Source organism: Geobacillus sp. PLS 41 (assembly GCF_056494105.1).
Genome location: NZ_CM151395.1, coordinates 851292 through 874882, shown reverse-complemented (window position 1 = coordinate 874882; position 23591 = coordinate 851292). Strand labels below are relative to the sequence as shown.

At 53.5% G+C, this 23591-nt stretch carries 19 protein-coding genes and 2 pseudogenes; 7 read left to right on the top strand and 14 right to left on the bottom strand.

The annotated features are described in order from the left end of the window. Nucleotides 1–35 precede the first annotated feature (35 nt). The 6 genes from ACVX3G_RS04285 (at nucleotide 36) to ACVX3G_RS04260 (ending at nucleotide 6731) form a co-directional block, all read left to right on the top strand. The gene (locus ACVX3G_RS04285) at nucleotides 36–1349 is read left to right on the top strand and encodes an LLM class flavin-dependent oxidoreductase (RefSeq protein WP_014196856.1); all 1314 of its coding nucleotides are present in this window, start codon (nucleotides 36–38) and stop codon (nucleotides 1347–1349) included. 55 nt (nucleotides 1350–1404) lie between these two features. Next, entirely contained in the window at nucleotides 1405–2658 is a 1254-nt protein-coding gene (locus ACVX3G_RS04280) for an acyl-CoA dehydrogenase family protein (protein ID WP_014196857.1), read from the top strand. 13 nt (nucleotides 2659–2671) lie between these two features. Continuing rightward, nucleotides 2672–3685 carry a methionine ABC transporter ATP-binding protein gene (locus tag ACVX3G_RS04275; RefSeq protein WP_014196858.1) on the top strand — a complete coding sequence of 338 codons (1014 nt, stop codon included), beginning with the start codon at nucleotides 2672–2674 and terminating at the stop codon, nucleotides 3683–3685. Further along, nucleotides 3675–4331, top strand: coding sequence for a methionine ABC transporter permease (locus ACVX3G_RS04270; RefSeq protein WP_014196859.1), 657 nt, complete (start codon nucleotides 3675–3677; stop codon nucleotides 4329–4331). Before ACVX3G_RS04275 ends, ACVX3G_RS04270 begins: the two co-directional genes overlap by 11 nt. A gap of 116 nt (nucleotides 4332–4447) precedes the next feature. After that, on the top strand, nucleotides 4448–5278 hold the full coding sequence (locus tag ACVX3G_RS04265) for a MetQ/NlpA family ABC transporter substrate-binding protein (protein WP_014196860.1): 831 nt from the start codon (nucleotides 4448–4450) through the stop codon (nucleotides 5276–5278). Between the two features lie 61 nt (nucleotides 5279–5339). Further along, nucleotides 5340–6731: an LLM class flavin-dependent oxidoreductase gene (locus ACVX3G_RS04260; RefSeq protein WP_014196861.1), complete on the top strand. Its 1392-nt coding sequence runs from the start codon at nucleotides 5340–5342 to the stop codon at nucleotides 6729–6731. 128 nt (nucleotides 6732–6859) lie between these two features. On the opposite strand, the gene ACVX3G_RS04255 is transcribed toward ACVX3G_RS04260, so the two are convergent. The 10 genes and pseudogenes from ACVX3G_RS04255 to ACVX3G_RS04210 form a co-directional block, all read right to left on the bottom strand. Next, entirely contained in the window at nucleotides 6860–7645 is a 786-nt protein-coding gene (locus tag ACVX3G_RS04255; RefSeq protein WP_014196862.1) for an alpha/beta hydrolase, read from the bottom strand. A gap of 197 nt (nucleotides 7646–7842) precedes the next feature. Continuing rightward, nucleotides 7843–8135 (bottom strand): annotated as a pseudogene (locus ACVX3G_RS04250) (DUF4351 domain-containing protein); the annotation flags it as partial. A gap of 92 nt (nucleotides 8136–8227) precedes the next feature. Beyond that, on the bottom strand, nucleotides 8228–9049 hold the full coding sequence (locus tag ACVX3G_RS04245; protein WP_021322694.1) for a carbohydrate ABC transporter permease: 822 nt from the start codon (nucleotides 9047–9049) through the stop codon (nucleotides 8228–8230). Then, nucleotides 9049–10020 (bottom strand): carbohydrate ABC transporter permease, encoded by a 972-nt coding sequence (locus tag ACVX3G_RS04240; RefSeq protein WP_011232676.1) that lies wholly within the window; start codon nucleotides 10018–10020, stop codon nucleotides 9049–9051. Before ACVX3G_RS04240 ends, ACVX3G_RS04245 begins: the two co-directional genes overlap by 1 nt. Before the next feature lie 61 nt (nucleotides 10021–10081). Then, nucleotides 10082–11380 (bottom strand): ABC transporter substrate-binding protein, encoded by a 1299-nt coding sequence (locus tag ACVX3G_RS04235; RefSeq protein ID WP_014196864.1) that lies wholly within the window; start codon nucleotides 11378–11380, stop codon nucleotides 10082–10084. A 324-nt stretch (nucleotides 11381–11704) separates the two neighbouring features. After that, a complete protein-coding gene (locus tag ACVX3G_RS04230; protein ID WP_020278789.1) occupies nucleotides 11705–13246 on the bottom strand; it encodes a response regulator transcription factor in 1542 nt (513 codons plus the stop codon). After that, nucleotides 13224–14693, bottom strand: coding sequence for a sensor histidine kinase (locus ACVX3G_RS04225; RefSeq protein ID WP_011232679.1), 1470 nt, complete (start codon nucleotides 14691–14693; stop codon nucleotides 13224–13226). Before ACVX3G_RS04225 ends, ACVX3G_RS04230 begins: the two co-directional genes overlap by 23 nt. Nucleotides 14694–14854: 161 nt before the next feature. Next, nucleotides 14855–15868, bottom strand: coding sequence for a sugar-binding protein (locus ACVX3G_RS04220; RefSeq protein ID WP_014196867.1), 1014 nt, complete (start codon nucleotides 15866–15868; stop codon nucleotides 14855–14857). Between the two features lie 219 nt (nucleotides 15869–16087). Further along, nucleotides 16088–16966 carry an Rpn family recombination-promoting nuclease/putative transposase gene (locus tag ACVX3G_RS04215; RefSeq protein ID WP_011232681.1) on the bottom strand — a complete coding sequence of 293 codons (879 nt, stop codon included), beginning with the start codon at nucleotides 16964–16966 and terminating at the stop codon, nucleotides 16088–16090. Nucleotides 16967–17179: 213 nt separating this feature from the next. Then, complete coding sequence (locus tag ACVX3G_RS04210; protein WP_025039030.1) at nucleotides 17180–18523, bottom strand: 6-phospho-beta-glucosidase; 1344 nt, start codon at nucleotides 18521–18523, stop codon at nucleotides 17180–17182. A gap of 124 nt (nucleotides 18524–18647) precedes the next feature. Between ACVX3G_RS04210 and ACVX3G_RS04205 the strand changes: the two genes are divergently transcribed. After that, nucleotides 18648–19403, top strand: coding sequence for a MurR/RpiR family transcriptional regulator (locus ACVX3G_RS04205; RefSeq protein WP_025039029.1), 756 nt, complete (start codon nucleotides 18648–18650; stop codon nucleotides 19401–19403). A 43-nt stretch (nucleotides 19404–19446) separates the two neighbouring features. On the opposite strand, the pseudogene ACVX3G_RS04200 reads toward ACVX3G_RS04205, so the two are convergent. From ACVX3G_RS04200 to pdhA, 4 genes and pseudogenes are all read right to left on the bottom strand, one after another. Continuing rightward, nucleotides 19447–19608 (bottom strand): annotated as a pseudogene (locus ACVX3G_RS04200) (family 1 glycosylhydrolase); the annotation flags it as partial. 373 nt (nucleotides 19609–19981) lie between these two features. Further along, nucleotides 19982–21349, bottom strand: a complete 1368-nt coding sequence (locus tag ACVX3G_RS04195; protein ID WP_011232685.1) for an FAD-binding oxidoreductase — start codon at nucleotides 21347–21349, stop codon at nucleotides 19982–19984. Nucleotides 21350–21458: 109 nt separating this feature from the next. Continuing rightward, the gene (locus tag ACVX3G_RS04190; protein WP_021322690.1) at nucleotides 21459–22436 is read right to left on the bottom strand and encodes an alpha-ketoacid dehydrogenase subunit beta; all 978 of its coding nucleotides are present in this window, start codon (nucleotides 22434–22436) and stop codon (nucleotides 21459–21461) included. Continuing rightward, on the bottom strand, nucleotides 22437–23516 hold the full coding sequence (pdhA, locus tag ACVX3G_RS04185) for a pyruvate dehydrogenase (acetyl-transferring) E1 component subunit alpha (RefSeq protein WP_021322689.1): 1080 nt from the start codon (nucleotides 23514–23516) through the stop codon (nucleotides 22437–22439). Nucleotides 23517–23591 lie beyond the last annotated feature (75 nt).

Below are 23591 nucleotides of genomic sequence, written 5' to 3'. Positions count from 1 at the left end.
TGGACACCGTCATCTACGAAAGGAGAGTCAATGGCATGAGTGTGCGGCAAATGAAATTCGGGCTGTTTCTCATGGGCGTCGGCCATCATATCGCCGCATGGCGACACCCCGATGTGCGGCCGGAATGGTGCGAAGATTTCACATTTTTTCGCCGCATTGCTGAAATAGCGGAACAAGGGAAGCTGGACATGCTGTTTGTCAGCGACGGGCTCGCTATTGAGCCGTTGTCTCACCCTGCCGAGATCGTCCGGCTCGAGCCGTTCACACTGCTCGCCGCTTTAGCAGCTGTGACCAATCGCATCGGGTTGGCTGGCACTGCTTCAACCACATACAATGAACCATTTCACATCGCGCGAAAATTTTCCTCGCTCGATCATATTAGCCGCGGGCGAGCAGCTTGGAACATCGTAACGTCTTACTATGAGGAAGAAGCGTACAACTTCAGCCAAACGGCTCATTTGGAACATCGGCTGCGCTACGAGCGTGCGCGTGAATTTGTCGATGTCGTCAACGGTCTGTGGGAAAGTTGGGACGAAGAGGCACTTATTCGCGATCAATCATCCGGAATCTACTTTCATGCAGAAAAGTGGCGGCCATTGAACCATCATGGAACACATTTTTCTGTGCGCGGACCGCTGAACTCTTCGCGTCCGCCGCAAGGAAAACCCGTCTTGATTCAAGCCGGCTCATCACAAGACGGCATCCGTTTCGCCGCCCATGTTGCAGAAGTGGTGTTTACCGCCCAATCGACGTTGACTGACGCCCAGCGGTTTTACCAAACTGTGAAACAGGAAGCCGCACGCGCCGGACGCAACCCTGACCATATTTTGATCATGCCTGGCGTAGCACCTTACATTGGCCGAACCGAACAGGAAGCAAGGGAGCAATATGAACAATTGCAGGAGCTGATCGTGCCAGAGGTCGGGCTGGCGTTTTTATCCGACTACTTAGGCGGCATCGACTTTTCGGGTTACTCACTGGATGATCCGCTTCCCGACGACATTCCAGAAACAAATGGAAACCAAAGCCGGCGTCAACTCATCATTGATCTAGCGCGCCGCGAACGATTGACGATTCGCCAATTGTACCAACGAATCGCCGGGGCGCGAGGGCACTTTACGATCATTGGCACTCCCGAACAAGTCGCGGACCAACTCGAATACTGGTTTCTCCAAGGGGCAGCGGACGGGTTTAATCTCATGTTCCCATATTATCCAAATGGACTGCAGTCATTCGTTGAGCATGTGATCCCAATTTTGCAAAAACGCGGGTTATTCCGTCGCAACTATGAAGGAACAACATTGAGAGACCACTTAGGATTGCCGGTGCCAAAGTCGATCCGCGTGTGAGGAATCGAAAAATCAAGACCAATCGTCGAACATCGATCGAAAAGGAGAGATTCCATTGTCGTTTCCCGATGTCATCCCACAATTAGCCAATGATTTATCACAACTGTTTGTGAAAACGGAACGTCACGAACAACTGTTGCACCAGGCGGCCCTGCTTGCAGAACAATTTCGCCAGAACATGCGGCAAATCGATGAAGAAGCGATGTTTCCGTTTGAGCATTTCAACCGTTTGAAAGAAACGAACTATTTGTCGTTGACCGTGCCCAACCAATTCGGCGGGCAAGAGTTGTCCTTATATGAATTGATTCTCATTCAAGAACGGCTTAGCCAAGGGGATGCTTCCACCGGGTTGTGCGCCGGTTGGCATTTGGGACTTGTCTACGACATTCGCGAACGCAACACATGGAATCGGCGCACCTTTGAATGGCTTTGCCGCGAAATTGTCGAACGAAAAGCGGTCATCAACCGGCTCGCCACCGAAGAAGCAACCGGAAGCCCGACGCGCGGAGGAAAGCCGGTCACGACGGCAGTGAAACGCGATGGAAAATGGATTCTCACCGGAAGAAAATCATTTGCTTCAATGGCAGAAGCCTTGGACTACTCATTGGTGACCGCAACGATCGCCGATACGGGAAAAGTCGGATTTTTCCTCGTCGATCATCGACTCGACGGCATTCGCATTGAACAAACGTGGAACATGATCGCCATGCGCGGGACAAGAAGCGATGACGTCATTTTCGACCATGTCGAACTGCCTCAAGATGCTTTAGTCGAACTCGATCAATTGGAATTCGTCAAAGGAGGAGGAAGCCGAGCGTGGCTTTTGCATATTCCAGCCTGCTATTTAGGGACGGCCATCGCGGCAAGAAATTACGCCATTTCGTTTGCCTTACACTATCAACCGAACAGCGTATCCGAACCGATCATCCATCTATCGCACGTTCGGCAAAAAATCGCGCAAATGGACATGGAATTGTTTCAAGCTCGACATTTTCTTTATTTTGTGGCCGAACGATGGGATACGCTTCCAGAAAAACGCCCATTCATGGATCGGGAATTGGCAGCCGCCAAATATATCGCCTTAAACAGCGCCAACCGAGTCGTCGATTTGGCCATGCGCATCGTCGGCGCCAAAAGCTTGCAGCTTTCCAACCCGTTGCAACAATATTACCGCGACGTTCGGGCGGGATTGCATAATCCGCCGATGGAAGACGCTGTCTTGGAATTGTTTGCGTCCCAAGCCATTTCCAATGGAACGACAACCGCCAAAAAAGCAAACACAAATCCACATCCTTCTCCGACCATTTGAAAGGAGGAACGACATGATTGACATTGAACAGTTGACGAAAATCTACAACGTCCATCGGAAAGAAGTGGTCGGCGTCGACCATGTTTCCCTTTCCATCCAAAGCGGAGAAATCTTTGGCATCATTGGACATAGCGGCGCTGGAAAAAGCACCTTGCTCCGATGCATCAATTTATTAGAACGACCGACATCCGGCCGCATCATCGTCGATGACACCGACATCACCGCCTTGTCTGGAGCCGCATTGCGCGAAGCGCGATTGAAGATCGGTATGATTTTTCAACAATTTTGCTTAATTCGTTCCAAAACGGTGTTTGAAAACATCGCCTTTGCCTTGCGGGCGGCAGGCAAGACAAAAACCGAAATCGAAACTCGCGTCCACGAGCTGCTAGAAATGGTTGGACTTTTGGATAAACGTGACGCTTATCCGTCTCAATTAAGCGGAGGGCAAAAACAGCGCGTCGGCATCGCCCGCGCCTTAGCCAACAATCCGACCGTCCTGTTGTGCGACGAGGCGACATCCGCCCTCGATCCAGCGACAACGTCTTCTATTTTGCAGTTGCTCAAGCAAATTAATCGCGAACTCGGCATTACCATTGTCGTCATTACGCATGAAATGGAAGTCATTAAAGAAATTTGCGACCGTGTCGCTGTGATGCAAAACGGCCGCATTGTCGAAATCGGCCACGTATACGATCTGTTTACCCAACCGCAGCAGCCGTTGACCCGCTCGTTCGTTGAGCATGTGCTGCGCCTAGATGTTCCAGAACGTCTGCTTCAAGCGCGAACCGGAACGTTAGTGCGAATTTTGTTCCAAGGGCCTGCCGCTGAACAAGCCATCCTATCCGACACGCTGCAAACATTCCGTGTGCGCGGGAACATTTTGCACGGAAAAATTGAGTACATCAACGACACACCGCTTGGGGTGCTACTGTTAGAATTGAGCGGAGATGAAGAGGAAGTCGAGCGCGCCATTCGCTACATGGCCGAACGGACAAAAGGAGTCGAGGTGATCGATCGTGCCGCTTGAAGCGCTGGCTCCAGAACTATTAAAAGCGTTCTGGGATACGTTGTACATGGTGGGCATTTCTCTGTTAGCCGCCGTCATCGCCGGGCTTCCGCTTGGTGTGCTCTTATTTGTGACAGATCGCGGTTTGTTTTGGGAAAACAAACCACTGCAAACCATTCTCGGTTTTCTAATCAACATCGTCCGCTCGATCCCATTTATCATTTTGCTAGTCGCCTTGCTGCCGTTGACGAAACTGCTCGTTGGCACCACCATTGGTCCAACAGCAGCGGCCGTCTCGCTGTCCGTGGCCGCCACGCCATTTTTCGCCCGCATTGTGGAAACCGCTTTGCGGGAAGTCGATAAAGGCGTGATTGAAGCTGCTACCGCCGTAGGAGCCACTCCGTGGATGATTATCAAAGATGTTCTGCTGTCCGATGCTCTTCCCGGCATCATCCATGGACTCACCATTACGGCGATCAGCTTGATCGGCTACTCAGCGATGGCCGGCATTGTCGGAGGCGGCGGTGTGGGGGATCTAGCCATTCGTTTTGGTTATTATCGATACGACAACACGGTGATGATCACAACGATTATCATTCTTCTCTGCTTAGTGCAGGTCGTCCAGTTTGTCGGCGACTCGATCGCCCGCTGGATCGATAAGCGATAAACGTTTCGCATGAGCGAAGCGCCTGTTCCGTCAAGCAACACTAGCCTCGCTTTCAACCGATAATGGGCTGCCTTTTTGAGGCATTGACCAACCTTTTTTATGAGGAGGAATCGTTCATGAAGCGTTTTTCTTTTCTATTCGCCCTTATTGTATTGATCTTCGGAGCAACAGGCTGCTCATCATCCTCTTCCTCGGCACAAGAGGAAAAGAAAACGATCACGATCGGCGCCACCGCCGGTCCATACAGCGATCAAATCCGCGAAGCCATTCAGCCTTATCTAGAAAAGAAAGGATACAAAGTGAAATTAATTGAATTCAATGATTACGTGCAGCCCAATATCGCACTAGATCAGAAAGAAATTGACGCCAACGTGTTTCAAAACCAAATGTATCTTGAAAACTTCGCCAAAACACATCAAATGAAATTGCATCCGCTGATCTCGATTCCGACTGTTCCAATCGGTTTATATTCAAAAAAACATACGTCCCTCGATGACATTCGGGACGGAACGACCATCGCCTTGCCGAACGAACCGGTCAATCAAGCGCGGGCGCTGACAATGCTGCAGCAGCTCGGCCTCTTAGAACTAAAGAAAGATGTCGAACCGACAAAAGCATCGGAAAAAGATATTGCCAAATTTCACAAAAACATCATTCTCAAACCATTGGATCCCGCTCAACTGCCGCGGGCGTTGGGCGATGTGGACTACGCCTTGATCAACGGCAACTTCGCCTTATCGTCTGGGTTAAAATTAACCGAAGCCGTCGCCTTAGAAAAAACGCCTGATTACTATTTGATTGTCGTCACCATCCGTCCGGAGGACAAAGACAAACCTTTTGTCAAAGATTTGATCGCCGCTTATAAATCGAAAGAATTCGCTAAATTGATCAAAGAAGATCCGAAGTACAAAGGATACGTATGGCCCGATTGGTTCCAAAAACAATGACCCATAACAGCCGGCGGCTCGTCATCATGAGAGCCGCCAGTCTTGAAGGGAGGGCAAATTCATGGATCAACCCCTATTATTCAATGCCTTTGAGATGGCAAGCGCGATGCATAATGCCCACGGTTTATGGAAGCATCCCGACAGCGAGCGCCACCGCCGCTACAAAGAGCTCCATTACTGGATCGAAATGGCTAAGCGCCTCGAAGCAGGGCTGTTTGACGCTGTTTTCTTTGCTGATGTGCTCGGGGTGTACGACACGTATCGACAAAGCAAAGATCCATCGATTCGCGACGGGATGCAGTTTCCACTAAACGACGCTTCCTTAATCATTCCAGTCATGGCGAGCGTCACGACCCATCTTTCATTCGTGTTAACGGCAAGCACCACTTATGAGCACCCGTTCCATATCGCAAGACGATTTTCCACGCTTGACCATCTGACAAACGGCCGCATCGCGTGGAATATTGTCACCTCTTATTTGCCTAATGCGGCCAAAAACTTTGGATTGGAGAGAATGATCACCCATGATCAGAGATATGAGATCGCGGATGAGTGTTTGGAAGTGACTTATAAGTTGTGGGAGGGAAGCTGGGAAGAAGGTGCCTTCCTCGAAGATCGAGAGACAGGCGTGTTGATTGATCCTGCCAAAATTCATCCGATCAACCATCACGGCGCCTTTTTCTCTGTCGAAGGTCCGCATTTATGCGAGCCTTCCCCGCAACGCACACCAGTGTTGTACCAAGCTGGTTCATCCGAACGCGGGAGGGCGTTCGCGGCCAAACATGCGGAATGTGTTTTCGTCGGCGCTCCGTCCCCCGAACGGCTGTCATTCTACATTCAAGACATTCGCCAACGAGCCGAGCGATACGGAAGAGATCCGCAACAACTGAAATTTTTCACCTTTTTGACGGTCATTGTCGCCAAAACGACGGAGCAAGCGGAAGCAAAATATGAACAATTGCGCCGCCTATGGAGCATGGACGCCGCCAAAGCCCAATTCAGCGGGGCGAGCGGCTATGACTTGGCTGAATATGAAGCAAAGCCAGCCGATGAACCGTTCTTGTTCCGCGCCACGGATCATGGACACTACAAAGCCGCTTCATTAACAAAAGACGCCACAAAACCGCTAACGATCGGTGAGGCGCTTCAAAAAGCCGGAACGCTCACACGGGAATCCGTCATAATCGGCAACCCGATACAGGTCGCCGACGCCATCGAAGAGCGAGCTCGGCGCTCGGGGGTGGATGGATTCAATTTAACCCATCTGATCACGCCCAAAGATTTGGACGATTTCATTGAATATGTCGTTCCCATCCTGCAACGACGCGGTCTATACAAAACCGCCTACACCCCTGGAACCATGCGGGAGAAGCTATTCGGGAACGGCCCGCGCCTGTCGCATGATCATCCCGCTGCCGCGTTCCGCCCGATCGGCTCACGAACAGATGGCTAGCCCTAGGACAGCCGTCTTCTTTCGCGATCACCGAACAAGTCCGCCGCTTCAACGAGAACATCAGAATAACGACACCAAAGACATTCGAAATGATAAGGTGCCCGCTCCTTCGTGGGCACCTTCCCTTGCTAGACGACCACCGCACGTTGGAAAAGCCAAGCCGTCGTGATCTGCAGCAACTGTTCTCGCGCGGAGACGGAAGAAAACGTGTGATCCGCTTTAGAGATGACATGTTTGGCAAATCGTGAATCGGCTCGTTGCCCGAATGCTTCCCCATAGACATCTGCATACATGACAGGAATTTCTTGATCGGCTATTCCATGGACAAGGAGGACATCACCCGGAAACTGTTTCGCCGCCTGCAACGGGTCGATATCAACGAGCGAAGTGAAAAAGGAAGGGGACAATCGATATCCGCGGTACTCAATCGTTTCACCATCCGAGCGGCCATACCCATCTGTGGCAATGCGGACAATATCTGCATGTGGATACGCAACAGGCGCCCAAAGCACCAATCGTTCGACTCGCCGATCCAATGCAGCTGTGACCGTCGCCACCGCCCCTCCCAAACTATGGCCGAGAAGCACAAGCGGCCGACGCTGAAACGACGGAAATTGTTCCACTGTACGAATGACATCTCTCGTTTGTCGAATGAAATCATCAAATCGGTTTTTTCCATATTCTCCACTGCTCTCCCCACAACCAGCATAATCAAAACGGACGACTCCGACTCCGGCCGAAGCAAATCTTTCCGCTGCTTGGACAAACAACCGATCCACACCAATCCTCGTACCGATAAACCCATGACAAATGACAACAACAGGCACATCATCACGATCAACCGACACAGCTGGATCATGAATCGAAACCGCCAAACGTTCCCCTCCGCTCTCAATATACTGGAATCGAATCAACTGCTCTCTCCCCTTTCAGCCATCCTTTAATTCATAGTAGATAAATATGAATAGTATGTTTTTATGTTATCTTACCACGCTTTTGCATGACCGTCAACGTTCCCCATCGCTGCCCTAACCCATCAATCAGCTGGCAAGCAGGATGCATGGAAGAGAAAAGATCACACCCCCGACTGCAATACCAAGCATTCTCAATGCAATACGCGCAAGGGCCGGAACAAAGACACCGCGGCCACTCTTTCACTTTCATCATCCCCCATTTTGCTTACCAGAGCGGCCGCGACCGGGTTGTCGCGGCGAATGTACTCACGCCATGGCAACTTGCGCAATTCAACGGTCAGAAAGCGGAAATCAACAACGGTTAGGAACGAAAACTGGATGGTGAACGAGGACGGTTCATCGCGGATGGCGTCATAGCTGAAGATGACCGGCTGACATAAAGGAACATGCGCTCGGGAAACGCCGGCTGCGTGTAGCGCTGCGAAGCGATCGCCTCCCTCAAGGCTCAACTATTCTACAAGACAAAATAGAAAAGCCGCCATGATGGCGGCTTGACGGAGACGTTTTCCGTTTTTCGCCCGTTCACCCCTTCACCGAACCAGCCAACAACCCACGGACAAAATATTTGCCAAGGAAGATGTACACAAGCAAGGTCGGCAGCGCCGCCAACAGGGCTCCCGCCATTTGCACGTTCCATTGGACGATTTGGCTGCCGGATAGATTTTGCAAGGCGACCATGATCGGCTGTTTGTCGGATGTCGTGATCGTCACCGCGAACAAAAACTCGTTCCAAATGTTTGTAAACTGCCAGATCGCCACGACGACAAATCCAGTGATGGACAAAGGGAGCATAATATAACGAAAAATGCGGACAAACCCAGCACCGTCGATTTTCGCCGACTCAATCATTTCATCGGGAATCGCCGCGTAGAAATTCCGAAACATCAGCGTGGTGATCGGAATGCCGTAGACGACATGAACGAACACAAGTCCTGGAATCGTGTTGTACAGCCCGATTTCGCGCAAAAATTGGATCAGCGGAATGAGAATGCTTTGATACGGAATGAACATTCCGAACAAAATAAGCGTAAAAAGCGTATCTGCCCCCTTGAATTTCCATTTCGAAAGCACGTAGCCGTTGAGCGCCCCCAGCAGCGCGGATAACAACGTCGCCGGCACGACGAGCAGCAGCGAATTCCAAAAGTTTGGGGCGAGTTTGTCAAACGCTGTGGCGTAGCTGCTCCAATCGATGGTCGATGGGAGCTTCCACATATCGGCCAATGTCACTTCATGAAGCGGCTTCAAGCTCGTGATGACCATGACATACACCGGCATGAGAAAAAACACGCTCATGGCAACGGCCAGCGCATACAAAAACGGTCGGGCCCATACGGATCTCGCCATCACGATCCCCCCTTGCGGCTCGAAATGAGGTACGGAACAATAAAGATGGCGACCGACAGCAGCATCACGATCGCAATCGCCGCGCCGTTGGCGTAATAGTTGCCGCGGAACGTCGTTTCAAACATGTACACGCCCGGCACATCGGTGACAAAGTTCGCCCCCGGCCCGGTCATGGCGTAAATCAAATCGAAAATTTTGAGCGAAATATGAGCCATGATGATGATGACGCTGACAGTGATCGGCCGCAACAGCGGCAAAATGATTTTCCAATACAATTGAAACTCGGTCGCTCCGTCCATCCGCGCCGCTTCCCGCACTTCATCTGGAATGGCGCGCAGGCCGGCGAGATACATCGCGACGGCAAAGCCAGTCATTTGCCAAACAGCCGCCACGACCACCGCAATGATGGCGACCGGGATGCCAAACTCAATCTTGCCCCAATGAAATCCGAACAGAATGTTCGTATCCGTATACCATTTTCCATCCAAGCCAAGCGGTTTTAAAAACAAGTTGACGCCCGTTGACGGGTTGAACAGCCATTGCCACACGACTCCGGTGACGACAAATGACAAGGCCATCGGGAAGAAGAAAATGTTGCGGAACAGCGACTCGCCGCGCAGTTTTTGGTCAAGCAAAATGGCAAGCAGTTGGCCGAGCACAATGACGGCGGCGATAAACAACACCGTAAACACAAGTGTATTGCGCAAGTCGGCCTGGAAGCGGAAATCATGAAACAAATACAGATAGTTTTTCAACCCGGCAAACGACCAATCCGGCACGAGCGAATTCCAGTTGCTCAAGGACACATACCCCGTCCAGCCGATAAACCCGTACACAAATAAGAAAATCAGTACGACCGACGGTGCCAAAAACGCCGCTGCCAGCCAATGATCGGCCGTCCATTTCCGCTTTTTCCGCACCGCGGGGACAGCCGCTGTCTTCTCGGCTGGCGTGATGTTGACCGTTTCCACTAAGATCCCTCCTCATGATGACGAAAAGGGGAAGAGAATGGCTCCCGTCCCCTTTTCCCGATTACTTCTTCAGTTCTGCGGCGGCCGATGCCAACGTGTCGATGAACGTCTTCACATCTTTTTGCGTCACGAAAATGTTGACGGCCTGATTGACCTTCGTGACAAACCCTTCCGGCGCTGCTGAACCGTGCGCTAAGCTCGGCGCCAGCTCCGCCGTCTTGAAGTCTTGCATCGTTTGTTTGCCGTATTCATCGTACTTGGACGGATCCGCGTCGATGCGGGCCGGGATGGAGCCTTTCAGCGGGTTAAACGCATCTTGCCCTTCCACCGAACCAAGCACCGATAAGAACTTCTTCACATCGTCCGGGTTTTTCACGCCTTTCGGCAGGCCGAACGTATCGGTAATGACCATAAACTTGCCTTCCGTATTCGGCACCGGCACATAACCGAAGTCTTGGTTCACCTTCAATTTCAAATCGTTGACAAAATAGCCCTTCACCCAGTCGCCCATCACGTACATGGCCGCCTTTCCTTCGGCGACGAGCTGGGCGGCGTCTTGCCAGTTGCGCGAGCTATGGTCTTCGTTAATATAGCCAAGCATTTTCTTAAACGTCTCAACGGCTTGTTTCACTTGTGGGTCGTTAAACGATAATTCTCCCGTCCAAAGTTTCTTGTAGTTTTCCGTTCCGAGCGTGCCAAGCAGCACGTTTTCAAACAGGTGCGTCGCTGCCCACGGCTCTTTGTCGCCTAAGGCGAGCGGCGTAATGCCCTTTGCTTTCAGCTTGTCGGCCACTTGGAAAAACTCGTCGAATGTTTTCGGCGGCTGAAGCCCGTTGTCGGCAAATACTTTTTTGTTGTACCAAAGCACGTTGCCGCGGTGAATGTTGACAGGCACGGAGTAAATGTTGCCGTCTTTGCTCACCATGTCAATCAACGCTTTCGGGAATTTGTCCATCCAGCCTTCTTTTTCATATAAATCGTTGAGCGGCTCCATTTTGCCGGCGGCCACCCAGCCTTCATTCAGCTCCGCTCCGCCGTGTACTTGGAACGTCGATGGCGGATCGTTTCCTTGCATGCGGCTCGCCAACACCGCCTTGGCGTTCGTTCCCGCCCCGCCGGCCACCGCCGCGTTTTCGACTTCAATATCCGGATATTTTTCTTGGAACAGTTTGATGAGCGCTTTTAAGCCGTCTTCCTCACCGGCTCCGGTCCACCAGCTGAAAATCTCGAGCTTCTCTCCCGCTTTTTGGCTGCCTTGTTTGGCGTCATCGGACGAAGAAGAGTTCGAGCTGCTGCAGCCCGACAGCGCCATACCGACGCCAAGCGCCAACGCCAGCCATGCGGATGCTTTCTTTCTCATGTTCCTCCCCCTTTTCCGTTTGTTTTTGAAACCCCTTTCAATGTTGAGTGTACCATGGGCCGCTTATCAATCGGCGGCTTGATTTCTTCACTTTTTTGCGTTTTTCTTCACTTTTTTGTTTTCCTTTCTCCTGTTGGGCAAACGGAAGGCTCGCTGGTACAGCTAACGGCCGGTTCGCTTCCATGGCGCGAAAAAAGCCCGTCTCCCCATCAGGGGGGCGGGCTTCGCTTCGGACGCCGGAAGAAGGGCGGAGCCTGCTTTGTCCGCGGGACTTACCTTTTGACTTGCCATGCACCTTCCTTGTTGGAGACAGCACTCCCCTTGTCAGCGCGCCTGTACTTTTTTCCGGTATTCGCTCGGCGACAGGCCGGTTTGCTTTTTAAAGACGCGGCTAAAATAGTTGGGGTCGTTGTAGCCGACTGAAAAACAAATTTCTTTTAAGCTTTGATCCGTCTCAGCCAGCGCTTCTTTCGCCCGTTCGATGCGCACGTTCGTCACGTAGTCGATAAAGGTGATGCCAAACTGCTCTTTGAACAGTTTGCTGAAGTAGTATGGGCTCATCCCGGCTTGTTCCGCCACCTCCTCAAGCGTCAGCGGCTCGGCATAATGGCGGTCAATGTACTCTTTCGCCTTGCCGATTTTGCCGTGAGCTTGCTGCTGGCGCCAAACCTCGAGATCAGCGGCGATGCGGTCCAGTTCATCAAGCGCCGCTCGCTTCAATTCTGCCGCCGACCGGCAGGAAGCAAAGGAAGCGAGCCGCTCATAACGAATGCCCAGCTCCGATAGAAGACGCCCGAGCCACACAAAGGTCTCTTCCGCTTTGCGGCCGGCGGCCGGCAGTGAATGAGAAGAGGCCAGTTCCTCTATATACGTCAGACAAATCATCCGGGCTTGCTCGATGTCGCCAAGGCGCAGCGCTTCAAACAGCTGTTTATCCCGTTCCGCTTCCCCGCCGGCGCGCGTCGCTTCCGCCGGCAGAAACCCCACTTGTGCTTTTTGCCGGTCGGCGTAATAATGAGCGGCCGACAGCGCCTCATAGTACGAGGAACGAAGTTGGTCAAGGCGGGAAAACGGGGAGCCGAGCCCGATATACAGCGCGGCGCCGTACCGGGCCGAAAACTGCCGCGCCAAATCGAGCGCCAATGCCTGGATGACGGGCTTCCAGGCTGGCTCGCCATCGTTTGGGCTGCGGAAAAACAAGACCGGCAGGCGCCGGTTCGCCATCCGCCCGATCCAATAGCGCGTTGGCGCCTTCCCGCTAAGCTGCTTGTCCAGCCATGATTTCCATTCGTCAGCCACCCCTGCATCCGGGAACTGAATGACGAGGAACATCCCCGACGCAATCGAAAACGGCAGCAGTTCCTTCCATCGCTCCCACTCATCAGCCGATACGTCTTCTGTCATGAGGACGGACAGCCATTCGCTTTCCACAAGCGTCTGCAACCGGCGAATCTGCTCCTCGAGCTGGCGGCTGCTCTCCTCGTGTCGCCGCTTGGCCGCCACTTCTTGGCTGACCCGTTCCAAAGCCGAAATGACCTCCTCCTTCCGGCTCGGTTTCAATAAATATTCCTTGACGCCAAACCGCATCGCTTGTTTCGCATAGTCGAACAAATCAAACGCCGACACAATAATGAACTCCAGATCGAGGCCGTCTTGGCGAATCGCTTCGATCGCTTGCAGCCCGTCAAGGCCGGGCATTTTGATGTCAATCAGCATGATATCCGGACGATAACGCTTGGCGATCTCGACCGCCTCGCGCCCGTTGGCGCCCTCGGCGACCACCTCGATATCCGGAAGGTGGTCGCTAATCATTTTGCAAAGCGCTCTTCGCTCCAACGCCTCATCATCGACGATCGCCACTTTCACCGTTCATCCCCCCTTGCCATCTTGGCAGCCATAACCGCACCGTCGTTCCTTTTCCTAGTGCAGACTCGATTTCGGCCACATCCATCACTCCGTAAAACAGCTGCAGTCGGCGAATGACATTGTGCAAGCCGATGCCGGTTGAATGGCCGCGCCCTTGCTCACGGCGCGTCCGCGGTTCTTCGCCGCGGATCAACGCTTCAAGCTCCGCTTTCACCTGCTCATCCATGCCAACGCCATTGTCGCGCACTTCCACAACGACCCGCCCGTTTTCGGCGAAAACGGACACGGACAGCTCGGCTCCCTGCTCGTACGTCTCAATGCCATGGATGAACGCATTTTCAATCAGCGGCTGCAACGTGAGCGGCGGAATCGGTTGATCGAGGCAAGATGGTTCCGCCTCTAACGAAAACTTGATCCGATCAAAAAACCGCGTCTGCTGGATGAAGAAATATTCACGGGCGATGCGCACCTCATCGGCAAGCGTCACCGTCCGCTGCAAATCACCCAAGTTGTAGCGCAAAATGGCCGCCACCGCTTCAATCAGCCGCGACGTTTGCTGGGCGTCCTCCAAGTACGCCATCTTCGCAACCGTGTTCAGCGTATTGAATAAAAAATGCGGATTGATTTGGCTTTGCAAGCTTTTGAGTTCCAGCTCCTTCACCAGCCGGTCGAGCTCAGCCTTTTGTTTCATCTCCGCAATCAGCTGCTTTAAATTGCGGCGCATGTCATTAAACGTGATCGTCAACAGCCGCAGCTCATCGTTGGTCATCGGCTCAATATCCGGCCCGTCCAGCCGCCCGTCAGCGATGGATCGGGCAGCGCGCGAGAGAAGAATGATCGGCTTCGTTAAGTGGCCGGAAAAGAACACCGCCAGCAAGGCGCCAAGCAACAACGTCGTGACAAACAATCCCATTCCCATATAGCGGAAATAGCGGTTGCGCCGCTCCACTTCATCGTACCGCCGTTGGTAGGCCGTCAGCTCATCGTCAATCAAGTTTAACGTTTCCTCTTGCAAAAAGGACGCAATGTTCATCGTTTCATGCAAGTGGGATGAGTACAAGCCAATATTTCCAGCTTGAAAATGATAGACCGTCAGCGCCGCCTCCTCCAGCAAACTTTCAATCATATGTTCATAGTTTTCCGCCGCCAGCCGGTCGGACAGCACTGGCAAGATGGCGCCGAGCTGCCGGCGGCGTTGCTGCAGCCAGCGGAACTCCCGCTCATAAGCGCGTGCATACCGTCCTTCTTTTTCCGAGACGTACGCATTGAGCTGTTCCATCATTCGGTTTGCCCGCTGCGACACCTCATTGAGCAACAACAATCGGCGCATCCGTTGATCATAATCGCTCATCATCTCTTCGCTCGTCTGATACAAAAGAAACACCGCTCCGTTCAGCAAAAGCAAAAAAACGGTAAAGCAAAGCAGCATCTTCGTCCGAATGTTCATCTGAATTCCACCCCGCTGTCACCGGCGCTTTGTTGCCTGCATCGTCCTGCCGCTTCAAGTCGAACGTGTTCGAACGTCAAGGCGGCCATCTCTCATGCTTTAGCGCTCGCCAACCCTTCTCCGCTTTCAGCCCCCTCCCTACGGAGGCCTGGCAGGCCCCTTCATGGCGTGTTGACCTCATAATTGCGCGCCGGGCGCAGCGGCAAGTCTTTTTTCCGAATGACTTTCGTCTCCGTATTCGTCACCACCGGCACGTCTTTCCCGGCGACGATCTCGGCCATCATTTTGACAGCCTTGTATCCCATTTCATACGGCTCCTGCACCACCGTCGCCGCAATCGTTCCTTTTTGCAAATAGCGGATCGTCTCCGGCAGCGTGTCAAAGCCAATAATATACGTCTTTTGCTCCCGATGAAACTGCTCGACCACCTTGGCAACGCCAATCGCATCAAGCGCGCTCGTGCCGTAAAACGCATTCACATCCGGGTGCTTTTTCAAAATCGTATACGCCTTTTCCGCGGCTTGCACACGCGTAATGTGCGACTCTTCGATGGCAACGATGCGGATTCCTTTTTCCTGTCTCACTGCATCCTCAAATCCGCGCACTCGCAGCTGTTGGTGCGCCGCCGTCAAACTGCCGGTAATAATCGCGACCGTCGCCTTGCCCTTTGTATCCTCAGCCAACGCCCGTCCCGCGAGAAAACCGGCATAATAATTATCCGTTCCCACATAGGCGACGCGTCGGCTCGTTGGAGCATCCGTATCGATCGTCACCACAGGAATATTCTTGTCCGTGATTTCGTTAATCACTGGGACAAATTCCGCTTCCGTCAACCCTTGGGTGATGATCCCATCGACTTTCGCTGCCGCGGCTTTTTTCAAAATGCGCAAATGCTCATCAATATTCGCCTGCCGCGGGCCGATATACTCGAGGTCAACCCCCAGTTCTTTCGCCGCCGCTTTCGCTCCTTTTTCCACGAGCCGCCAGTAATCATTATCGAGTTCCTCCGGCACAAGCACGAAATGATAGGCCTCTTTTGTTGTTTCCGGAACCCGTTCCTTTTCTGATTTCGGATACGCATACACGTTCCAAGCGCAATAGGCGGTGAAGGAAGCGCTTCCAATCAGCGCGGCGATGCCGCCCCCGTAAAACAGCCGTTTCCACCAATCGCGCATCTTGATCCCTCCTACCGCCATTGTACACGAACGTCGGGGCGCTAGCCTAGACAAAAGAAAATGGATGAATTGCATCTATATGAAATCCAAATAGGGGTCAGTCCGGCCGGCATCATTCGCCATACGGCGATGGCCATGCCCATCATCAAGTGCAGAGCGAGCAAAAAAACCCCGTTCCGAAACAAGCTCGCTGCATCGGAACGGGGTCTCTCCACTCGTTTATCCTTTCAACTTTTCCACTGCCTCAACCGACAGTCCAGTCAATTCACAAATCGTTGGCACATCATATCCTTTCCCTAGCATCCGTTTCGCGATGTCCATCTTGCCTTTTTCGATTCCTTTTTCGATTCCTTTTTCGATTCCCTTTTCCATCCCCCGTTGCTCATACGACACGATGAGATCCGTCACTTTTTTCGCTTCCTTCGCTCCCATTTGGTTCACCTCGTTTCGCAATTGGATTTCCTCTTGTTCGGACAGCGTCAAATACGTCTCGAAAAATCCAAACAACAGCCGCTGTTTCGCTTCGTCAAGCTCCAAGCGGACGAGCATGCGCAAAAATTCTCTTTTCACTGCCACTCTCTCACTTTCATTATACCCCATTTTGCTTAACAAGGCGGCCGCGACCGGGTTGTCGCGGCGAATGTACTCACGCCATGGCTGTTTGCGCAGTTCAACAGTAAGAAAGCGGAAATCGACAACGGTTAGGAACGGAAACTTGATGGTGAACGAGGACGGTTCATCGCGGTGTTCGTCATAGCTGAAGATGGCAATGGGAAGAATGCGACGGCGGTATTTTTGAAACAAACGGCTGACATAAATGAACATGCGCTCGGGAAACGTCGGCTGCGTGTAACTTTGGTGTTCGATATGGACGATGATCAGCCCATCTTCCCCTTTCAATTTTGTTTCCACCAATAGATCCACACGGTGCTTTTCGCCGGCCGCCACATCCGTAAACACCTCTTCGGACAAAAAGGAGACGTGGCGGAAGTCGACTTGTTCATACACGTGCGGAAAAAACAGAAGCAAAAACTCTTCAAAAAACGTCGACAGCAACTCCTTAAACAACCGGTCGTGATCGATTCGCGTTTCGGACACGGTCTCCCTCCTTGTGATATTTGAACTTTCTTTATTTTCTTCGCCGCGCCTTGGGCAAAATCCTGCCGAAAAGGCTGGTGAAAAGCATTGATTTTGTCTAAAATAAGGGGAATGTGAATGGGAAGAAAGCCCTTGTGTTGTGCGGCTTTTCACGATGAAATGACAAAGCCGCCCCGGCGACAGGCGGCTTTGTCAATCGCTTTTCCAAACGATTTAGTTTCCAGCTACTGTTTTGGCCTGTTTAAAAAACTGCGGCAAATGTTCTTTATGCGCTTCAAGCATTTCGTCCAACATTTGTTTGGCGATGGTGTCAGACGGGACAAGCGGGTTGATCGTCATGGCGACGAGCGCGGTTTGGTAGTCGCCGGTGACCGCGGCCTCGGCAGCGACGCGCTCGAACGACTTGATTTGCTGGACGAGCCCGCGCACCGCGACCGGCAAGTCGCCGACGGCGATCGGTTTCGGCCCATCTTTTGTGATGACGCAGTTGACCTCAACGGCTGATTCTGGTGGAATGCTGGCAATGGCGCCGTTGTTTCTCGTGTTGACCGGCTGAATGTCGCGCTTGTCGTTGTAGATGGAGCTGATCAAGCTGCAGGCGGCGTCGCTGTAGTACGCCCCGCCGCGCTGTTCGAGCTGCGGCGGCTTGATGGCCAAGTTCGGGTCTTTGTACAGCTCAAACAGCTCTTTTTCGAGCTGTTGGACGACTTCGGCGCGGGTTCCTTTCGTTTTCGCCGCTTCCAGTTCCTCGGCGAGCATTTTGTCTGTTTGGTAGTAATACCGGTGGTACGGGCATGGCAGCACTTTCAGCCCTTTTAGGAAATCCGGCTCCCAGCCAAGGTCGACGATATTTTTCATCGTCACACCGGAACGATCCGGATGGGCAAGGAGGTCGATCACCTTTTCCGTCACCCGGACGCCGTCCAGATAGACGTGCAAGCCAAACACCATATGGTTCAAGCCGGCAAAATCAATGTGCACGCGGTCGGCATCAACGCCAAGCAGCTTGGCGACGCCCATGCGCATGCCGATCGGCACGTTGCACAAACCGACGACTTTTTCCTGCTTCGTGTAGCGCAAGACGGCTTCCGTCACCATTCCAGCCGGGTTTGTGAAGTTGATCAGCCATGCATCGGGGCAAAGCTCTTCCATATCGCGAATGATGTCCAAAATGACCGGAATGGTGCGCAGCCCTTTAAACAATCCACCCGGACCGTTTGTCTCTTGGCCGATCACCCCGTATTGGAGCGGGATGCGCTCGTCTTTCGCCCGCGCCTCAAGACCGCCGACGCGAAACTGCGTCGTGACAAAATCAGCTCCTTCTAGCGCCCGACGGCGATCCAAAGTCAAATGAATCTCGATCGGCACACCGGCTTTTTCGACCATCCGTTTGGCAAGGGCGCCGACGATTTCGAGTTTTTCTTTGCCTTCCGGAATATCGACAAGCCACAGTTCCCCGACCGGCAATTCATGATAACGCTTGATCAACCCTTCGACCAATTCCGGCGTGTAGCTTGACCCGCCGCCGATCGTCGCCATTTTCAATCGTTTCCCCATACTCCTCTTCCCCTTTCGCCCAGTTGGGCATGGTATAATCAATGTAGGAATCAACCAGTGGGCTTGAAAGCGCCATCCTTTTCCGGCTATCGCATGTTCTGTCCCATGAAAGCGAGGTATCCCGATGTTCACTCCCGAACAAATCGCTCAGTTCTCCGAACTCGACTACGCCATTTACGACTATGTGATGAAACATCCGCATGAAGTCGCGTACATGCGCATCCGCGAGCTCGCCGAAGCCGTCCATGTCTCGCCGCCGACTGTGCTCCGCTTTTGCAAAAAGGTCGGCTGCGAAGGGTTCAGTGAATTTAAAACGAAATGGAAGCTGTATTTACGCGAGACAAAGCGAACCGCGATCATCAGCAGTCAAGAGGTGCTTAAGGAATTTTTCGAACGGACGCTGACGACCGATTACGAGCGGACCATTCTGGATGCGGCAGCTGTGATCGCCCGGGCGGATCACGTCATTTTCGTCGGATCGGGCAGCTCGGGCATTTTGGCCGAATACGGCTCGCGTTATTTTTCCGCGTTTCAAAAGTTTTCCGTCTACATCAAGGATCCGTTTTTTCCGATTTACGGCCATTATTTCCACAACTGCGCCGTGATCGCCTTGTCGGTGTCGGGAGAGACGTCCTATACGCTCGCCCAAGTGCACCGCTTCAAGGAAAACGGCAGCACGATCATCAGCATCACCAACCGGAAACATTGCACACTCGCGAACATCTCGGACTACAACTTGACATACTATACCACGCCGGAGCGGATCGGACAGACGGATGTCACCACTCAGCTTCCGGTCGTCTACTTGCTTGAGCGGCTGGCGAAGGAAATGTATCGGCTGCTGCCGGCGCAAACTGACCGCGGGCCGAGCGGGCGGTGACAAGGCTACAGCTCGGCACCGTTCGTCTCAATCACACGCTGATACCATTTGTTCCCTTAAACGTTCGGCCCGGCTGTTTGGCAAACACATCCCATACCGATAATCCTTTTCCATCTTCGTTCCACGCCCCTTCGACTTGATACGCAGCTGATGCTGCGCCCCATAAAAACCCGGGCGGAAACGGTTTCAGATGGCGATGCTCCATTCAGATCGTCTCCTTTCTCGCAACAACGTCGATGAATCATTCTATCACCAATAAACCGTGTTTGGCGAAAAAAGTAAAGGGCGCGGCGGCTTTTTGTAACGAGACGAACGTGAAAAACAATTGTTTCTTCGGAGTAACAAACTGTTACAAAAAGGATAAGAAAAGCAAGCGCGCAGTATGCAAAAAGCAACCGTGAGGACGTTTCATGAAATGCGAGCAACGGCACTCTCCATCCTTGTAGAGAAACACAAGAAGAAAAAGGTGCTCCGTTCCATTGAGAGCACCCTTTTCCCCATAAAGGCCCGTCTTCAGCCCATTTATGTTTGGGAGAAATATTCAACCTAATCCATCGAGCCGCCATACAGATGAAGCGTTACGGCAAAAAGATTTTTCCCGGATTGAGAATGCCGTTCGGGTCAAACAGCTGTTTCAACCGTTTCATCCAAAGCACGGCGTCTCCTTTTTCTTCACGCAAAAACGCCCGTTTGCCAATGCCGATGCCGTGCTCTCCCGTGCACGTGCCGCCGCGCGATAAGGCATAGCGGACGATATGGGCGTGCACGCGTTCGATCCGCGCCATCTCATCCGCATCGTTCGGGTCAAAGGCAAGCACCGTATGGTAATTGCCGTCGCCGACATGGCCGAAAATCGCGGCGGTCATGTTCTGCTCGTTGACAAGCCGGCGCGTATCGGCGATCGCCCCCGGCAGCTCGGACAGCGGCACGCACACATCAGTTGAGAGCATCGCCTTGCCTGGATAGGCGGCTTGAATGGCGAACGCCGCATGGTGGCGCGCTTCCCAAAGCTTCGCGCGGGCGAGCGAGTCGGTCTCGACCACAAACGAAACGGCGCCCTCCCCTTCGCACAATTCGTTGACAAGCTTTGTTCCGTCCTCGACGCTTGACGGGCTGCCGCTCAGTTCAATAAACAGCGTCGGTTTCACTGGATAATCGGTTTTTTTGTACGCATTGACCGCCGCGATCGTCGCCTCGTCAACGAGCTCGATTTTCCCCGGACCGACGCCCGCTTTCAGCACGGCAAACGCCGCTTGCGCTGCCGCCTCAAGCGACGGAAAGCACACTTTGATGGCCGTTGTCGCCTCCGGAATGCCATGCAGGCGGACAATAAGACGGGTGAACACGCCAAGCGTCCCTTCCGATCCAACGAACAAGCCGGTCAAGTCATAGCCGGCCGACGATTTCACCGCCAAGCTGCCCGTTTGCATGACCGAACCGTCAGCGAGCACCACCTCTAATCCGAGCACTTGATCGCGCATGACGCCGTATTTCACGCAGTTCGTGCCGCTCGCGTTCGTCGCCGCCATGCCGCCGATCGTCGCGTCCGCACCCGGATCGACCGGGAAAAACAACCCATATCGCTTCAGCGCCTCATTCAGTTGCAACCGCGTCACTCCCGGCTCGACGATGGCGAGAAAATCGTCCGGGCGAATGTCGATGATGTTGTTCATCAACGTCAAATCCAAACTGATGCCGCCCGCAACTGGAATGACATGCCCTTCCAAGCTCGTGCCGGCGCCAAACGGCGTCACAGGGATGCGGTGCTCGTTGGCAAACGCCATCACCCGGCTCACTTCCTCCGCCGTTTTCGGAAACACGACGACATCTGGCGCATGCGGCGCATGGTAGGCGATGCCTTTGCTGTGGTGTTCGAGCACCGTTTCATTGATGCTCACCCGCTCGCGGTCGCCGATCAATTCAAGCAGTGATTCGTATACGTTCATCGTTCTCCTCCTCACCCGATCGGATCAAGCGGCGCCACCCATCGATGCGCCGCCTTTTCTCTTGACGCACTCTGATGGTGGATCGATCGACCCGGATGGCATGGTTCGTTTAGTAACGGAGCAACGTTTCAATTCCTTCCGCAATCCGCTCGGCGTTCGGCAGCCAATCATCCTCCACCGACGGCACCGGATACGGCGTGTCGTAGCCGGCGATACGCACGATTGGAGCTGATAGAGAAAACAGCGCCCGTTCGCTGATCAAGGCCGCCACTTCCGCGCCAAACCCGCCTGTTTTCACCGCTTCATGGACGATCATCACCCGTCCTGTTTTTTCCACCGAAGTGATGATGGTGTCGATATCAAGCGGCTGCAGGCAGCGCAGATCGATCACTTCCGCGTCAATCCCTTTCGTCCGCATCTCATCGGCCAGTTTGGCGACAAGCGGTACGGTCGGCCCCCACGTGAGGATCGTCACATCTTCTCCTTCTTTGACGACCCGCGCTTGGCCGAGCGGAATCGTGTACGGTTCTTCCGGCACCTCCATCCGAAACGCCCGGTACAGCTTCATCGGCTCCAAAAACAAAACCGGGTCTTCATCGCGAATGGCGGAAATCAATAGCCCTTTCGCATCGTAAGGATTGGACGGCATGACCACTTTTAAGCCTGGGGAATGGGCAAACAGCGCCTCGAGCGCATCCGAATGCAATTCGGGCGTCCGCACCCCGCCGCCGTACGGGCTGCGCACAACGATGGGGCACGAAAACCTCCCGGCGGAGCGGAAGCGGATGCGCGCCGCCTGGGCCGCCAGCTGGTCCATCGCCTGGTACACAAACCCGAGAAACTGAATTTCGGCAATCGGCCGCATGCCATTGATCGCCAAACCGATTGACGTGCCGATAATGCCCGATTCCGCAAGCGGCGTATCAAACACACGCCCCTCGCCAAATTGCTCAAGCAGCCCGTCCGTCGCCCGGAAAACGCCGCCGTTTTCGCCGACATCCTCGCCAAGCACGATGATGCGCGAATCGCGCTCCATCTCCTGGCGCATCGCTTCATTGATCGCTTCAATCATCGTCAGCTCGGCCATTTATCTCACCCCGCTCCGTTGTTTGCGCCGCATCACTTCTTCTTTTTGCTCGGCAAGCAATGTTGGCGCTTCGCTGTACACGTAATCGAATACATCGACAATCGAACCGGACTTGCTGGCGATGGCCGCCTCGTACGCCGCCGTCACTTCGTCATTCACTTGGGCGACAAGTGCTTCTTCTTGCGCTTCCGTCCATAATCCGCGCCGTTTAAGCAGCACGCGCAGACGGTAAAGCGGATCTTTCGTCCGCCATGCTTCCACCTCTTCCGGCCGGCGGTATTTCGTCGGGTCGTCCGCCGTCGTGTGCGGCCCAAGCCGATAGGTGAGCGCCTCGATCAACATAGGACCCTCGCCGCGGCGGGCGGCTTCGACCGCCTGTTTCATCGTTTCATAAACCGCCAGCACATCGTTGCCGTCAACGAGCACCCCTTTCATTCCGTAAGCGAGCGCTTTTTGCGCGATCGTCCGGCTTGCCGTCTGTTTCCGGTACGGGACGCTAATGGCGTACTGGTTGTTTTGGCAGAAAAAGATGACCGGCACGTTGTACACCGCGGCAAAATTCATCGCTTCATGAAAATCGCCCTCTGACGTCGCGCCATCGCCAAAATACGCAACCGATACTTGCGATTCGCCTTTCAATTTCGACGCCCACGCGCAGCCGACCGCATGCAACGTCTGCGCCGCGATAATGATTTGCGTTGGGAAAATGTTCAATCCTTCCGGCATCCGCTTTCCCGACAGGCGGCCCTGCACATAATGGAAAAACTGCTCAAGCGGCATGCCGTGCATCAAGCAGACCGCCACTTCGCGGTAGCTCGGGAAAATCCAGTCGTCTTTTCGAAGCGCAAGGGCGCTGCCGATTTGCGCCGCCTCTTGACCGCTAAACGGGGCATACGTCCCGATCCGCCCTTGCCGCTGCATGCGCAAAAGCCGCTCATCAATGACGCGCGCCCGCCGCATTTCCCGGTAGGCACGAAGCAGCCACTCATCGGAAAACGCCGCTAACTTCTCCTCATCGCCATTTCCGTTTTCATCGAGAATTCGCACGATCTCGACCGGCAATTTGTCCGGGTCAAACATGGGCTTCCCTCCTCATCATTTTTTCATCACGGCCCAGCTGCTTCTCTTTGGCGCTCGCTCTCTTCCAGCACGAAG